Annotated in this window: 9 protein-coding genes; 2 read left to right on the top strand and 7 right to left on the bottom strand. The window is 52.5% G+C overall.

Going from position 1 to position 15,965, the window contains the following annotated elements:
* Positions 1–218: 218 nt before the first annotated feature.
* Positions 219–2,873 (top strand): oligosaccharide flippase family protein, encoded by a 2,655-nt coding sequence (locus tag IEW12_RS25375; RefSeq protein ID WP_188568946.1) that lies wholly within the window; start codon positions 219–221, stop codon positions 2,871–2,873.
* 72 nt (positions 2,874–2,945) lie between these two features.
* Here the strand turns inward: IEW12_RS25375 and IEW12_RS25370 are convergent, their stop codons facing one another.
* From IEW12_RS25370 to IEW12_RS25360, 3 genes are all read right to left on the bottom strand, one after another.
* Positions 2,946–4,358 carry a Coenzyme F420 hydrogenase/dehydrogenase, beta subunit C-terminal domain gene (locus tag IEW12_RS25370; RefSeq protein WP_188568945.1) on the bottom strand — a complete coding sequence of 471 codons (1,413 nt, stop codon included), beginning with the start codon at positions 4,356–4,358 and terminating at the stop codon, positions 2,946–2,948.
* Positions 4,359–4,499: 141 nt separating this feature from the next.
* On the bottom strand, positions 4,500–5,534 hold the full coding sequence (locus tag IEW12_RS25365) for an acyltransferase (protein ID WP_188568944.1): 1,035 nt from the start codon (positions 5,532–5,534) through the stop codon (positions 4,500–4,502).
* Positions 5,535–5,746: 212 nt separating this feature from the next.
* A complete protein-coding gene (locus tag IEW12_RS25360; protein WP_229751351.1) occupies positions 5,747–8,017 on the bottom strand; it encodes an RIFT barrel domain-containing protein in 2,271 nt (756 codons plus the stop codon).
* Positions 8,018–8,439: 422 nt separating this feature from the next.
* Between IEW12_RS25360 and IEW12_RS25355 the strand changes: the two genes are divergently transcribed.
* Positions 8,440–9,558: an acyltransferase family protein gene (locus IEW12_RS25355; RefSeq protein ID WP_188568943.1), complete on the top strand. Its 1,119-nt coding sequence runs from the start codon at positions 8,440–8,442 to the stop codon at positions 9,556–9,558.
* Positions 9,559–9,580: 22 nt separating this feature from the next.
* On the opposite strand, the gene IEW12_RS25350 is transcribed toward IEW12_RS25355, so the two are convergent.
* The 4 genes from IEW12_RS25350 to prsK are packed head-to-tail and all read right to left on the bottom strand — an operon-like array spanning position 9,581 to position 15,907.
* Positions 9,581–10,828, bottom strand: coding sequence for a pyridoxal-dependent decarboxylase, exosortase A system-associated (locus IEW12_RS25350; protein ID WP_188568942.1), 1,248 nt, complete (start codon positions 10,826–10,828; stop codon positions 9,581–9,583).
* A 5-nt stretch (positions 10,829–10,833) separates the two neighbouring features.
* Positions 10,834–12,423, bottom strand: coding sequence for an acyl-CoA ligase (AMP-forming), exosortase A system-associated (locus IEW12_RS25345; protein WP_188568941.1), 1,590 nt, complete (start codon positions 12,421–12,423; stop codon positions 10,834–10,836).
* Positions 12,424–12,458: 35 nt separating this feature from the next.
* Positions 12,459–13,811 carry a PEP-CTERM-box response regulator transcription factor gene (gene prsR / locus IEW12_RS25340; protein ID WP_188568940.1) on the bottom strand — a complete coding sequence of 451 codons (1,353 nt, stop codon included), beginning with the start codon at positions 13,809–13,811 and terminating at the stop codon, positions 12,459–12,461.
* A gap of 17 nt (positions 13,812–13,828) precedes the next feature.
* Positions 13,829–15,907, bottom strand: a complete 2,079-nt coding sequence (prsK, locus tag IEW12_RS25335) for an XrtA/PEP-CTERM system histidine kinase PrsK (RefSeq protein WP_188568939.1) — start codon at positions 15,905–15,907, stop codon at positions 13,829–13,831.
* Positions 15,908–15,965: the final 58 nt, after the last annotated feature.

The raw sequence follows: 15,965 nt of genomic DNA, 5'->3' as shown, positions 1-15,965 counted from the left end.
CCGCGTGACACCCCTCGATAGGTGCAATGAAGCAAAACCAAAGCTGGATGCGGTAAACTAAATTGCGTTCAAACAATATTGAACTGCGTGGGCATACAGCAAGCTCGCGAGGCCCTGAAAACATAAATGCATCGTGAGACCATAGCTTGAGCTCGATCCGAAAAAAACTTGGAATACAATTTTTTGCAACAAATAGCGCAACAATAACGTATTTTTTCATGTCGTTAGTGTTGTCGCGCCTGCTTTCTCCCTCCGAAATCGGCATCTTCTCCATTACCGCTGTCCTGGTCAGTTTTACGCATGTGTTCCGGGATTTTGGCGTGGCAGCATTCATCCGAAGGCAAAAAATCCTGAGCGATGATGTACTGCGCGCGTCCATAGGCGTTCTGTTCACTTCATCGTGGATCATTGCGGCCTTGTTATATATCTCGGCAGATTACTGTGCCATCTATTTCAAGCAGCCTGGCATCGTCCAGATCATGCATATCCAGGCTATAGGCTTTCTGATTATTCCCTTTGGCAGCATTCCGCAAGCAGTGCTGTCCCGCACACTGGAAGTGGAAAAAACGACGATCGTGACTTTTATATCGGTCATTGTGTATGCCACTACCTGCATCACACTGGCCTACATGGGCTTTAGTTACATGAGCATGGCCTGGGCTAATCTTCTCAATATTATCGCATCCAGCGCCGGTCTCATGCTTTTAAGCCCGAAGGGTTTGCCAAGGATGCCCTCGTTCAAAGGCTGGAAGCGTGTCGTGCATTTCGGCGCAGGTGCCATGACCACTTCAGCGCTAAAAGCGGTCGATGCGGCATTGCCGGATATTTTGCTGGGCAAGATCAGCGGTACGCACGACGTGGGAATTTTCAGTCGAGGTAATTCGACAGTCAATATTTTTAATAGTATCGCTACGCCTACAGTCAACTATTTCGCGCTGCCCTATCTGGCCAAAGCCCACCATGGTGGAGCCAATGTTGGTCAAGAGGTTGGCAGATCGATCGCCTTACTTTCCGGAATCATGTGGCCAGCCTTGATCGTCATGGCTGTCATGGCCAGCAGTGTCATTACTCTACTGTATGGCGAAGCATGGGTGGAAAGCGCGACCATCGTGCCGTGGCTTTGCGTATGTGCGGCAATCCAGATAGGTTTTGTCGTCTTGCAGCCTGCGCTGACTGCGCTGAATAAACCGTATCTCAGCGCCTTCCCGATAGCCTTGTTGGTGATAGTAAAAATCACATTGGGAATTGCCAGTTTCGACGGCGACGATCTGATTTCGTTTGCACGGGCTGTGGCGATCGCCGAAATGCTGGCAATCCCTATCTATCTCTATCTACTAGACAGGCATGTAGGTCTCAAGGTTGTCGACTGGTTCAAGGCCATCAGTAGCAGCCTGAAAATATGCGTCTTGATATTGGCACAGGTCCTGCTGCTTAAATTTGCGATACAGACTATTCATCAGCCTCTGATCCGTATTTTGCTTGCCGCGCTATGGATCACTCCCGGCTGGTTGTTTGCGGTATTTTTATTCAAGCACCCGTTGCAGGAAGAAGTTCTTACAGCATGGGCTTATATAAAATCCCATTTTCCAACCAATGCCACCAGGAGGCCAATGGCAAAAGCAAAATCGTCGAGCCGCATCATCATTTATGGAGCCGTCTCCGCGCGGGCCGCGACAGAAAATACGTGGCAAACATTTAAATCCAGTACCAGGATTTCCCTGGCAAGAATCCGGGACATCTTGTTTTGGAGGCTAGGATCATTAAGGCATCTTCAGTATAAAAATTACCTCACGCTGGGTTCAATCAACAGAGGCGACGAAGCAATTACTGCCGCCACGCGCCAGCAATTGTTGCGCCATGATCCTTACCTTGAATTCATTGACGTCAATTGGGGAGATCTCGGCACGGCCATCGCGAAAGAAGCCCAGCAAGGGATAGACTTGATCGTCATTGCAGGCAGCGGTTATATATCGCTCGACGGCAAAGGCAATCTCTCTGAACGCATAGAGGAAGATTTGAAGGCGCTGCACCGGACTGCAGCACCGATGGTCCTGTATGGCATAGGCGTTAATCAGTTGCTGGAATCCCGTATCGAGACTGATGGAACCTATGTCGCCGAATCCAGTGCGACAAACTTGCGCGACATCCTGAGTAGGGCCTCATTCATCAGCGTGCGGGATGACGCATCAAGGACCCTGTTAGGCAAGTTCACTCACAAGCCAATCAGCCTGACCGGCGATCCGGCTCTTTATTACCTGGAAACGTCGCAGGCCCCGGATCAGCATCAACCGGCGGAACAGCACCGACCCATCATAGGTATCAATTTTGCGATGCATGGACCTGCCGCGAATGCCCGGTTGAAGCGCAATTTTCCTGTGTATGTTACCGCGCTCAAGAAGCTGCAAAAATTATCCAACTGCAAGTACGTCTACTTTGAGCACTATGGCGCAGAACAGATAATCCCCACCTTATTGTCTGTGAGCGGCATCCATACCGAAATAGTCTCCGGGGATCCCGACGTATTAACCGCAAACTATGCCAGGGTGAATTTGCATATAGGCGAGATGCTGCACTCGAACATACTGGCGACAAGTGCCGGTGCGCCGACCATCGCACTGGCCTATGACATCAAACACACGGGATTTTTCAGTTTGCTGGATATACAGCGAAACTGCTTTTCCAGCGTGGAATTTGACCCTGAACTGGTCGTCGAAACTGCACAGGAGATTTTGACGGCGGAAACCATCGTGCGAGCAAGGATCAAGGCCAGGCGTGAGTTACTGGAGATAGACTCCAATCTGTTTATCGCTGAATGCTTATCGCTGACCGCGCCGCAGCAGATCAAGGAAACCGCTCTGGAAAAGTTGGGCTAGTTGCCGCGTATGGTGGCGGGAATTTGTCGAATCGTGGCACGCTACCTCAATCCCCGAAAGGAGATTGAGGCATCACATCCCCAGCCGCGATAGTATCTTTCTCATTACGAAGGCGGGACTCAGCAATTTTTTCAGCCTGTCAGGATTAAGGCGGTAGGACCAGTCATAAATATTGCGCATCTGCTGGGTCAGCGGTTCCATGGCCGCAAGAAAGAGCGATAAATCGTTTTTGCTCTTTGCTGCCAGAAATTCCGTATGGCTCTTTTCTGCAATGCGGGCTCTCAGTCGAACAACGCGCTTGCGGAAAAAATCAACGTGGCGGCTGCCCGGAGCAATCCGCTTATGGGGAAACCACGTCCCTTTGCGCTTTGCGTCCGCGGCTCTCAGCGAGAGCCCGTCCCAGCGATGCCTGTAATTGCCGTCCTGCGATTTCGCGACCTGGTCTGCACTGATCAAATCCAGCTGTATGGCACCGCTACTGACACCTTGCTTAAGTAAATCCTGCAATTGAGATGAGCGGCAGATCACGATGTTCGTGCCCTGCCAATCCTTCTCATATTCAGGCAGCCATGCATCGCCAAAAGTGACGTCGCCCAATTCACCCATGACATCGTCACATGCGTCGCAGGCTTTTAACTGAAAGAAAGCGTGACCCCAATTGCTGCCATATAACTTGTAAGCAGGGCCGGATTTGGCGGTGGTGCCGCTATCCGCCCAGGCAGCAACCGAATAGCGGCTGGCCCCCTGCTGAGGATCTTTCACACGAAAATCGAAGCGGCTCAGCGTCGCCGGCTGGACACCCAGCTGCCATGCCAGCAATTCGGCAAAGGCTGGAGTTTTCAAATGTCCGCAGATTAGCGCAAAGTGAAAAAGTACCTGATCTTTCAGTACAGGATCGGACGCGCTGAGCAAGCGCATCGCCTTCACAAAGCAGGGCACGCCAATAAATACATACCTTCGGCCATTACCGCGAATGCTTGCCAGCACATCGGAAAATTCTATCGTGTAGTAACGGGACTTGGTCCTGGATTGCAGTTGTTGCAAATTTTCAGAAACCGTATATCCCACCAAGCGGTCGCTTTGATGCTCAGGCTCGCCCACGTGGATGACCCCATCCACCAGGCCTGCTTTCAACAACTCAGCCGCAAGCCAGGTGGTCAGGCCGCCGGAACTGGAACGCTCTATGAAGGCCGAATCGGTAATCCTTCCCGCATACAAAGACTGGTAAAAACCCAGTCTCTCATCGTGGGGCAAAGATTTTCCTCCAAATATCTCCCGCCCCAGAACTGTCTCGTCCTGGCTCGCATCGGAGAAAGGACATACCGGATCAACCTCTGATAAAAGCTGCTGGCTAAGACCATCAAGCTTGGGGACGAAACGCCCGAGCGAGTCAGACTGTATCGTAATCGCGCCCCGGCTCGCCACCTTACAAGCACCGCAACCGACACAGTATCCGCCTTCAACGACTTTTTCTATGGAGCTCAATTGTTTTCCAGGTAGGGATATGAAAATTCAATTTACTGAAAGCTTGTCATGGATTCTATCATCCTAACTGCAATTTACCGAAAAGCATTCCCCTCTGTAGACGCGTGTCGCGAGCATACTATGCAAGAAATTGACATATCTTTACATGACAAACGCCCTGGTAGCCTTGATTCTGGATAAGGCAAGCACACAAACAGCAGAAAGTAAAAATACGAGAGCTACATAAACGAATTCCCATAGCCAGAAATTTGTCCATCGCCCTATAGGCCGGAGTACATCGACAAAAATTATATGCACAGCGTACAGGCCCAACGTAAATTTTCCATATTTGCTCAAGGTGTCAAATTGAAGAAATTCAGCATTGGAAAGGGCTGCAATTGCCATCCCCATTCCCATAAAGTAAGTGCCCGCTACATAGTCTTGGTATACGCTGACTCCATAGGCATTAGACAAAAAATAGAGTTCGGAAAAATGCAGGATGAAACCGGCGCCAAAAATTAAAAGCCCCTTTAAGAACCAGCTAGAGTTGGGCGTGTACGTAGAAAGAAAATAGCCTGAGGCAAAAAATATCGTCCCGAAGAACGGTCCGTTTCTCGTATCAAAATCAGTATGAATTCCGAGCGGCGTATCGGCATAGGCTTTTGAGAGAAGTCCCAAAAGATATAACAAGATAGCGACGGCCATCAGTGCCTTGAATTTCTTTTTCGCGACAAAGCATGCGGTAATGACAAGGGAAAATACCAATGCGATGAGAAACCACAGGTGCACTTTGGTACCCTGCATGAAGAAGCTTAACGGGTCATTCAATACCGCCATCCAGGTCCAATAGGCGTACTTTATAGGACCCACCAAGCCGTAGTCTGCAATTGCTCCTAAATTATAAGGAAGCGCATACACCAACGACCAGACGGCAAAAATAAGAAGTACCCTTTTTGCCATGGCGATAGAAATTGGCGATATCGGCTGGTCCTTTTTTAATTTCTCGCCCCAAAAATACCCTGAGATCACAAAGAAAAATGGCACAGCAAACCTGGCCAATTGGCTAAGGAATATTCCTAGATATTGCCATGCATTTTGATCGGCCCAGGCATCGCCTTGAAAAGGCTTGGTATGAATTACGATAACCGCGGCAATCGCGAACAATCTGAACACATCCACACTTTTAATACGATCCAAAGCTCTCTCCGCTATTGTTCAAATTGCAAAGCGGAAAGTGTATCATGATCAAAATATTTTTTAGTGTTTTTGCAATTTTCAGCTGTAGTAAAAATTAATATGCTCGACAATAAAACGCATACGTAACAAAAAAGCTTACTGGCACCATTTATAGTCGCCAATAAGCTTTCTCTGCATATTTCGCAGCCCTAATTAGCTCTAAACTACTTCGCCTATTGGCGTGGAATGATGCCGAATTGGGGACCGGTAGAATAGTCAGGCCTGACTGATCTCGCCATAAATATTTTCCAGGCATCTGCGCCGCCAGTCGCTCCCGAAACTGCAGCATAGGCCAAGGCAGGCTGCATATTGGAAGGATAGCCGGTATTGGAAGTGGAGTAGCCGACCATCTCGCCTACTTTTAGACCAAGAAAAGTAGCCATCGCTGGAGAATTGCACGCCAGCGATGCCAAGCCCGTGATCTCTGTTGCATTGTATGCTTCAGCGATGGTCTTGTAGAAAGAAGGGTCGGTACTCGAGCTTCTGATATTCAGAGCATAAAGAGAGCCGTCAATCCAGCAAAAACCTGGAGCCGTCATCCTGCTAATGGAAAATTTCGCCTTCCATGTCAGCAGAGGATTTGCCTTTGTGAAGCCCAATTCCGCGATGTGACCGACAGCAGAAGTAAAGAAGTCATCCTGCCAAGGTGCCATACCTCGACTGTCGTTGTATTCCAGTGCATAGCCATTGACGATCACACCCAGCAGATTGGCGCTGGAATTATTTGTATATTGCGCGTTGTACCAGTCGAGGTTGCTCGTCAAGGTACTGGTGAAATAGGCTTTCAGCGTGTCCGAGTCGGGAGTGATGTATGCTGCCTCTCCGAGAGTACGCAGATCCCAGGCCTGCCCCCTGATTTGATCTCCTAGGAAGATGCCTTGATCATAGTTTCTGTAGGCTCCGGCAAATACCAGCATATTGTAGGTAGCCCAAAATTGCAGCTCTTCCAGATAATAGTAATCTCCTGTCAGCAGATAGGGCAGATAAGCAAAGCCAGGCTCATGGGCAGTATCTGCAGAATTAGGGTTGGCTGAGCTGGCCGGTACTGGTAAAAATTCATCTTTCTTTGTCGCCGGATTGAGCGTCGTGGTGCGATTGTTTGTTGTCGCGTATGGATAATCCTTGATGCTGATCGGCTTATCTGTTGTCCTGTCCCTGTAATGGATGGACCAGCTGCCCGCCAGATCTGCCGTACCCAGGGTTGCATCCCTTGCCCGCTTGTCCATGCTGAGTAAGTGCATAGTGGCCCAGCCTGGTAACAGCGCCATGTCAGGACGTCCGCCAGTCTGCCCCATGTAGGGTATAGCTACGCCTGGCCCCATGGGTTCGGTCACTGCGCCGGAGAACTGGCTTGCGAGCGTAGCAAGCGAAGCTTGTGCAACCGCGAAACTCTGGTCATAGTTAGGCACAGCCTTGGATGCGATCAGATATGAGGTGTTGTGCTGGATATTGGTGAGCGGCGATACACCCCACCAGAAAACTTTGCGCCAGCGAGTGTGGTGATATTGCGTTAAACCGGTCTTGGAATACACGGTTTGTCCGCCAACCAGAATTTGCGCGTCATACGCAAAGTCCTGAGGATTAGGTTCGTAGGCCCAGTTGTTTTCCAGTGTAACGTCTACCCTTGCCTTGTTCAAACCTGTGTAGGAGCGAATCGCAAAACGCGCGGTCAAATGAGGATGAGCAACGCCTTGCGCATTTTTTAATGGTGCGAACACCTGCCACTCGTTGACCAGCGGACCCGACAGCCAAGTTTTTGCCTGCGCTGTCTTCAGTAAGCTGTCGGCAGATGCGGTATATAGCTGTCCATTCAGCGTGATATTGACGCCGGCAGTAAAGCCCGCTGCCAGCAAAGATGCAGGTGTCGCGCTGGCCGCAGAGGGTGCTGTCGGTGTGGCAGCCTTGATCAGCGTAATGGCCAGGGTCTGGTTATACGGCAAGCTGGTCAGCATGGAAGAAATAATCGCATGGCGCACTGAACCATCGGGATGCTTTGCTTTTACATCAACCTGCAAAGGTACGACTGTGCCATCGCTCAATTTTCCGTACAAGGCGTTTGCATTTGGCACATCACCTTGCGCGAAGATATGGCCGAAAGTCAGCGGTACATTAGTCTGCGTTCTGGACACTGTGTCGGTGTTCTGTATCCTGACGTTGGTAATGACAACATCTCCCGGATTCACAGGAGGTGTCACGACAGGCGGCACGATCACCGGCGGGGTTGTAACCGGAGGAGTTACGACCGGGGGAGTCACGACTGGTGGCGTTACTGTTGGAGGCAAGACCACCGGTGATGCCGCAGGAAGACTAGGTGCCTGAACGGATAATGAACCTGCATCTGCGCTTCCGCCGCCGCCGCCGCAGGCGAACAACAAGACGCTAATTGAACAGGTCGATACTATCTTCATGAGCTTGATATAACGGACGGGAGGATTAAATTTCATATCTGTCATCACCGGAGGGAGACGCCTTAAAATGCTGGAAGAATGACCGAGCATACATTGCCCAGCATCATCAATGTCTACAACTCTTACAAATTGTAATCATTCGGTGCAGAAAGACTGATACGCTTTATAACAAACCACAGCTTAGTTCTTATTCCACAATAATCACATGTATTTCTGACATGGCACAAAGACAAAAACATACTGATGAAAACACTTTCAAAGTGAGCCATTCCATCACGAGTACTCGGGTGTTGTCTGAATGAATTGAAACAAGCGCATCGCGCACTTGTAGAGTTCGTAGCACGGCCGGCGAGAACGCTGTTACCTCCATTCTTGCGCATCGGATAAATATTTTTTCGGTTGGCAATAAATTTATATAAACTCATCAACCTATCAACAAACAATTCAACAAGAATTTTATGACCACCTACCGAGAACGAAGAAGCAATGCCGGACGCATGCGCTCCATTGAGGGTGCGCGTGGGGTTGCCGCTTTTATGGTCGTATTAATGCATGCAGCAAACTTGATGGCTGTTGAGCAATTCTCCGGACATGTTGGCGTGGCGGGAATATTTGGATTCGGGTACGTGGGCGTCGATTTTTTCTTCGTACTTAGCGGCTTTATTATTTCCTTTGTGCACTTTGAAGATATTGGCCACCACCAACAATTGACGACTTATCTGAAACGCCGGGCTTTTCGTATTTATCCTATCTACTGGTTTTGCCTCGCACTCGCTATAGGCATTCTGTTGGCCGGCCGATTTGTTCTTCACAAAAACACTCCGCTGGGTTTTGGTGTGAATGACATCGCGGGCACCCTGTTCCTGCTACCGGTCTCTGATCCGCTATTTGTGGAAGTAGCTTGGTCGCTGCAATTCGAGATCATGTTCTACGGCCTATTTGCAATCCTTATTTTAGGAAAGCGGCTTGGGAGTGGATTATTTTTACTTTGGGCGGCGGCCATCATATGGCGATTACTGGTGTCGCCGTCATTACCTTCTTTTGGCGGCTTTTTAAGCGCGTACAGCCTGCAATTTTTATTTGGGGTGCTTACAGGCATTACGGTCAGCAGCCGTGATTTCAAATGGGCCGGAAAAGCGACCTTGATGGTGGGGATAGCCGGTTTTGCTGCTTCGGTCTTTTACGAACGGGCCATCGCAACCAGCTTTCATGGACCGGCAGGACAGGTATTGCTGGGGCTATCGGCGGCGATCATTCTATTCAGTCTGGTTGAAATGGAAAAAAATAAAACCATTCAAACTCCCAGGCTGATGTACAAGCTAGGCTCGGTTTCCTACTCTGTCTATTTGTCGCACATAGTTTTCATCAACCTGATCTACAGCATCATGCTCAAGCTTGGGCTATATCATCGTCTACCTGAGCTTCTCGTTTTTCTGATCGCGGTTACAGGAGCCCTGATCAGCGCATCCGCAGTCGGCTTCCTGGTGGAGTTGCCGTTTTCAAGATGGGCGAAGCGGTTTACAGGCCACCCGCCCCCCCAATTTGGCAGCGCCAGAGTACCAGAAGCAAGTACCTGAAACCCGGCTGGATTTAACTTCTCTAAACGATCACTTCGGCTGCGATTCGGTGTCCCAGAAACGCAGTCGGGCTTGCCGTCAACCCATACGCACCCGACTGGAACACCACAATCAAGTCCCCGATCTCCGCATGCGCCAATGCCATCTGGTCGGCAAGAATATCCAGCGGCGTGCACAGCGGGCCGACAACAGAGGCGTTTTCCGCCGGAACTCCAGCCTGAGCCGCAGTCATCTTATTACCAACGGCAACAGGATAATTCTTGCGTATCACCTGGCCGAAATTTCCTGACGCCGCCAGATGATGATGCATGCCGCCATCGGTCACGATGAATAACTCTCCACGCGAACGCTTGACATCGGTCACGCGCGCGACGTAGATGCCAGCCTCTCCGACCAGATAGCGGCCGAACTCCAGCGCCACCTTTGCATGCGGCAATTCCGCATGCACGCGCGGCAGCGATGCATGCAAATGCTCAGCGATAGGCGCTACATCAAGCGGCACTTCGCCGGGAAAATAGGGAATGCCGAAACCGCCTCCTATATTCAAGGAAAGAATTTCTTGCGACGCATCTTGCGCAAGGCGTATGGCCAGTTCAAACGATTTCTGCTGCGCCTCGATGATCGCTGCAGGTTTCAAATTCTGCGATCCGCTAAAGATGTGAAAACCCAGAAATTCCAGGCCCATCGCGCGGATACGCTGCATCGCTTGCGGCACCACTTCTGCATCGATGCCAAAGGGTTTGGGGCCGCCGCCCATTTTCATGCCGGAGGACTTTAATTCGAAATCAGGATTCACCCTGATTACCACTTTGGGTGTGATGCCCAGCGCGGAAGCAATACGCTCCAGCCTTTCCAGTTCCGTCAGCGACTCGGCATTGATGACTATGCCTGCAGCGACCGCCTGGCTGAGCTCAGCCTCAGTTTTACCTGGACCGGCAAAACTGATGGCTGCTGGCGCCATGCTCGTATCCAGCGCGACTTTCAACTCCCCTGCAGATGCCACATCCAACCCGTCCACCAGGCCGGCCATATGCTGCACCAGTGCGGGCATGGGATTGGCCTTGATGGAATAATGCAGCGCCAGTTGCGGCGGCAACAAGGTACGCAGATACTGCACACGCTGGCCCAGCAAGCTCCTGTCGTAGGCATAGAAAGGAGTCGTGCCTACTCTTTGCGCCAGCCGCGTCAAAGCCATGCCGCCTATCTGCAGGCAATTATCCAACACCTGGAATTGGGTTTGCGCTGCGTGCACGGGTTTAGTGTTCGTCATAATTGTCAGGGTTTGAACAGATCGGCAAAACGGGCCTGCAAAGCCTTGCGGTCAATTTTTCCGTTCGGATTGCGCGGCAGGCTGGAGGCGTCTATTTCTATATGTGCAGGCACCATGAATGCCGGCAGGCGGCGCTGGCATTCTTTGCGCAATGTATCGGCACTCAAGCTGCCTGCGGCATTCTGTTTTATCGCAACAACGATGGCCTGCCCCAGTTGCGGATGCGCTACGCCCACGGCCGCCAGCTCATCCACATCCGGAAAACTGTAAATGACTTCTTCCACCTCGGTTGGACTGATGCGATAGCCGGAGACCTTGATCATATCGTCTTCGCGGCCGATAAAATACAGATAGCCCTCTTCATCCATGCGCACCGTGTCGCCGGACCACACTGCAATTTCAGGGAAAGGCAAAGCGGTCGAAGTCTGCGGCAAGGGCCTGAAGCGTTCTGCGGTTTTTTGCGGATCGTTCCAGTAACCAAGGGATACCAGCGCGCCTCTGTGCACCAGTTCGCCGGGCTCATTCGGTGCGCACGGGGTGCCATCGGGACGGACCACGAGTATCTCTGCATTCGGTATGGCCTTGCCCATGGAATCCGGCCTGATATCCAGTTGCGACGGCGGCAGGTAGGTGGAACGGAAGGCTTCGGTCAGGCCATACATCAGGTACACCTGGGCGTCCGGCAACGCTGCACGCAATGCCTGCAAGGTGGGCCGCTGCATCGCGCCGCCTGAGTTAGTCAGGTAGCGCAAGCTGCAATCCGCCGGCCAGGCTTGCTGCGCCAATTGTATCCATAGCGGCGGCACAGCAGCCAGACCGGTGATGCGCTCTGCGGTGACGATACTGACGACATCGCGCGGCAGCAGGTAATTCATCAGCACGACAGTGCCGCCGCTCAGGAAGGCGGTCGTAAGCTGGCTCAGGCCATAGTCGAAACTCAGCGGCAACAACGCCAATATCCTGTCCTTGGAATGATTGCCAAGATAGCCGGCGACACTCTGCGCCCCAGCAAGAATATTACGATGCGATAGCACTACGCCCTTGGGTCTGCCGGTGCTGCCTGATGTGTACAGGATCGCGGCGACATCGCTGTCTATGCATCGGTGGGTAAGTGGTGATATGCCAGCCGGAAGGCAGTTCTCCCACGCCAGCAAGCTGCAAGCGGTGTTTGCTTGCAGAGCCGGAGGCATGCCTGGCTTGCTGCCGACGACGATCACCGCATGCAAGCCGGTGCAGGATTGCAGCACAGGAGCAATAGCGGCCAGCCTGTCGGCGGACGTTACCAGTATGCGGGCATCGCAGTCGTTGACGATATGGGCGACCTGATCTGCCTTCAACAGAGGATTCACCGGCACAAAGGCGGCACCGGCAGCCGACGCGCCGAATAAGGCAACGACGGTTTCTATCCGTTTCTCCAGATAGACGGCAACTCTATCGCCGCGGCCAGCACCGGCCTGTAGCAAACCCTGGGCAAACCGTCCGACCTGCTCTTCCAGCTCTGCGTAGTTCAGCCTTTGTGCCTGATAGCACAGCGCTTCCGCAGCAGGGGTAAGCGCGGCCGTTTGCCGGATTAATTCATGGACCAGGTCGCTCATTGCCTATACCGCCACACTCCAGGGGCCAGACTCATTCATTTGATCGCGTGCCGGTTCATCAGATCGTACAAGGTGGGCCGGCTGATGCCCAGCAGTTCTGCCGCTTTGGCGATGTTTCCATCTACCCGCGCCAGCGCCTTGACGACAGCCTTATATTCCGCATCTTCGCGTATCTGGCGCAAGTTGATGGGTTCTTCCTCGCTAGGCGACGAAGACAGGCCCAGGTCGTCGGCAGTGATTTGCGGGCCGTCCGCCATGATCACCGCGCGCTTGATACAGTTCTCCATCTCGCGCACATTGCCGGGCCATGGATGGCTCTCTATCATCGCCAATGCTTCCGGGCTGAAATTCAGTCCCGGGCGTCCTTCCTTGGCGTTGAACTTGTTCTTGAAATGGTGGGCCAGCAAAGCCGCATCGCCGGTACGCTCGCCCAGCGGCGGGATATTGATGACGATTTCGCTCAGACGGTAATACAAGTCTTCACGGAAGCGGCCGGTGGTGGTCAGCTCCTTCAGGTTCTGGTGCGTCGCGCAGACAATGCGCACGTCTACGGGAATTTCCTTATGCCCGCCTATGCGCTCTATCACTCGCTCCTGCAGGAAACGCAACAGCTTGGCTTGCAACGGCATAGGCAGGTCGCCGACCTCGTCCAGGAAGAAAGTGCCTTCATGGGCCAGTTCTATCTTGCCCATATTCTGTTTCACGGCACCGGTGAAGGCGCCTTTTTCGTAGCCGAACAACTCACTCTCCAGCAAGTTTTCCGGTATGGCAGCACAGTTAATGGCCATGAAGCGCTTATCCGCCCTGGGGCTCAGTTGATGCAGGGCTCTTGCCAGCACTTCCTTGCCGGTGCCGCTACTGCCCAGCAACATGACGGATGCCGAGGACGGAGCGACCTTTTCCACATTGCGGCAAACCTTCAGCATGCCAGGATCACGCGTGATCACGCCCGACATCGGCGAAGCCGCCTGCGTCTGCAACATGCGGCGGTTTTCCTGCTGCAAGGTATGCAGAAAAAAAGCACGCTCTATGACCAGGCCCAGCATTTCAGGATCGCAAGGCTTCTGATGGAAATCATAGGCGCCCAGGCTGATCGCCTTCACAGCATTAGCCCTTTCCTGGTTGCCCGACAAAACGATCAATTTGGTATCGGGCGCCATCGACAACACTTGCTGCAGTATGGCCAGGCCTTCGGTCGCGCCATCAGGGTCGGGCGGCAAACCCAGATCCATGGTGATCACTGCCGGTTCATGGCGCCGTACCTGGGCCAGCGCGCTCTCCCGGTCACCCGCGACCAGCACGTCATAGGCATCCAGACTCCAGCGCAATTGCTTTTGCAGACCCAGATCATCCTCGATGATTAATAGCTTCTTTTTTTCCTGGCTCACGGTATGACCTTTTGCGGTTAATTTGCCTGCAAGGCAGGTTCATCTTTAACTTGCAACGGCAAGGTAATGACAAAGCTCGTACCTTTTGAGGGCTGGCTGCTGACTTCGAGTGTGCCACCCAATTCCTGAATATACTCTTTGGTTTCAAACACGCCTATGCCCATGCCGGCCAACTTGGTTGACTCGAAAGGGCTGAACAACTTGTCGCGTATGAATTCTTCGCTCATGCCGACGCCGGTATCCCGGATTTCAACGATGGCGGTATTGTTTTGTTTTTTCAGCGATACCCTGACATTACCATCCCTGGGCGTTGCTTCGACTGCATTCTGGATAATATGTCCGATTACCCGCTCCAGGCGCTCCCAATTAGCGGTCACTGCAATTCTGGATTGTTGTATCTCAAGCACAGGTTTGGGTTCATAAGGAGACTTGGATTCCACCGCCTGCCGCAATAGCTCATCCAGCGGCAGCGATTCGGACTTTTCTGCATCAAAACCACGCGCCAGCTTCTGCAACAACACTTTCATTTTTTGCACAGAATTGTCTATCGTATCGACCATGTCTTTCTGGAACTCGGGATTATCCTTATGCTTTTCCGCATTTGCCAGCAACAAGGATAACTGGGCCACCAGGTTCTTCAAGTCATGCACCATGAAAGTGGACATGCGGTTGAAAGACTCAAACTGGCGCGCCACCATCAAGGCATTGGCCGATTCTTGCTGCGCCAGATAACTGGCCGCCTGGCTGCCGGCAATCTTCAGCAAATCCAGCACTTCCCAGTTCAGCTCCAGCCTGCTGCGCGCCTGCTCCAGCAGGATAAATCCAAACAGGCGGCCCTGGAATACCAGCGGCAGTACCAGCCATGCCCTTACTACGTTCAATAGCCACTCCGGGGTTTCCAGTCCATCATACTTGTCTGGATGGATCTGGCAATCCTGCAGGTCGATGACCCATTGCTTGTCCTGCAAAAATTTGCAGAAGCTGCTGTTGACAGGTTCCGCATGCCCAACCGATTCTTCCATGTTCCACTGCACGACGGGTTCGCAATTGCCCGACTCTTTCGCAATAAACAGCATCCCACCCGGACTCTCCACCAAGGCAGCAACGGCCTTGATCGCGCGTTCGCCCAAGGCCGGCCCGCTACCGGACAGGATGCGGGTGAAACGTATCCACTCTTCCCTGTAATCGTAATTGTAATTGTAAAAATGCTTACTGATAAACACCTTGAGCCAGGATCTGACCGAACCGGAGAACAGTAAAATGAGCAGCACGATCGCAGCGCCAAACAGAAAGGCCACTTGCAACACCGAGCCCCAGTCGCCGCCAAAAAAACGCAGGTAATAACCGGCTGCCGCCATGATCAGCAAATACACGGCGGAGCCGAACAAGGTCGCGGAATGGAACAGGATGCGGCGCGATACCTGCATGCCCAGCGTCCACTTGGGATTTCTGGCCAACGAGATCGCCAGCAAGGGCACCGTCAGCGCATCCACCAGCCCGCGCGCAGCCCATATCTCTCCATTGATAACGCGGAACAGCATCGCATCGCTGTACAGGTAAAAATCATAGGCAAACAGGCCCGCCAGACCCAGGCAGGCAAACTTGATGCTCCAGCGCCCTTTTTCTGAAGTACTTCTGAATAATTGCTCGACCAGCAACATGCCGGTGACAGCCAGCGCTACCCGGCCCAGCGTATTGACGGCGCCAAACAAAGCGGGAGAAGACAGGGCCGGAAAGCTGGTCCATATGGTGGCAAGCACCAGCACTCCCAGAAAAATAAGGATGCCCTTCGCGTAAGCCCTCATCTTTGGAGATACTGTGACGTCGCTCTGGCTTCCAGGACGCAGCAGCATCAACAGGAAGACAACCCAGCTTGCGCCACGGACGATTTCCAGCGTGTTGGCCAGCAGGCCCGGGGCAATGCCGTGCGAGGCATGCAGGGCCAGCACCAGCGCCCATAGAAATGAAGCGATGCTGGCAACGGTCAGGGACAGCCAGTGCAGGCGTCCGCGCCACCGGGTAAACAACATGACGGACAACAGGAAAAAAGCCAGCGCCGCCAGCGTGTAGCTGAGGGAGACTACGCTGCTCAGCATAGTGGATGGGCCGGTACGCGCTCCGCTGACTCCGATAACATAGATTGGCAGCCGAAGA

Origin of the sequence: Parundibacterium terreum (assembly GCF_014636315.1) — a bacterium.
GTDB classification, from domain to species: domain Bacteria; phylum Pseudomonadota; class Gammaproteobacteria; order Burkholderiales; family Burkholderiaceae_D; genus Undibacterium; species Undibacterium terreum.
This window is presented reverse-complemented; position numbering and strand designations above follow the sequence as displayed.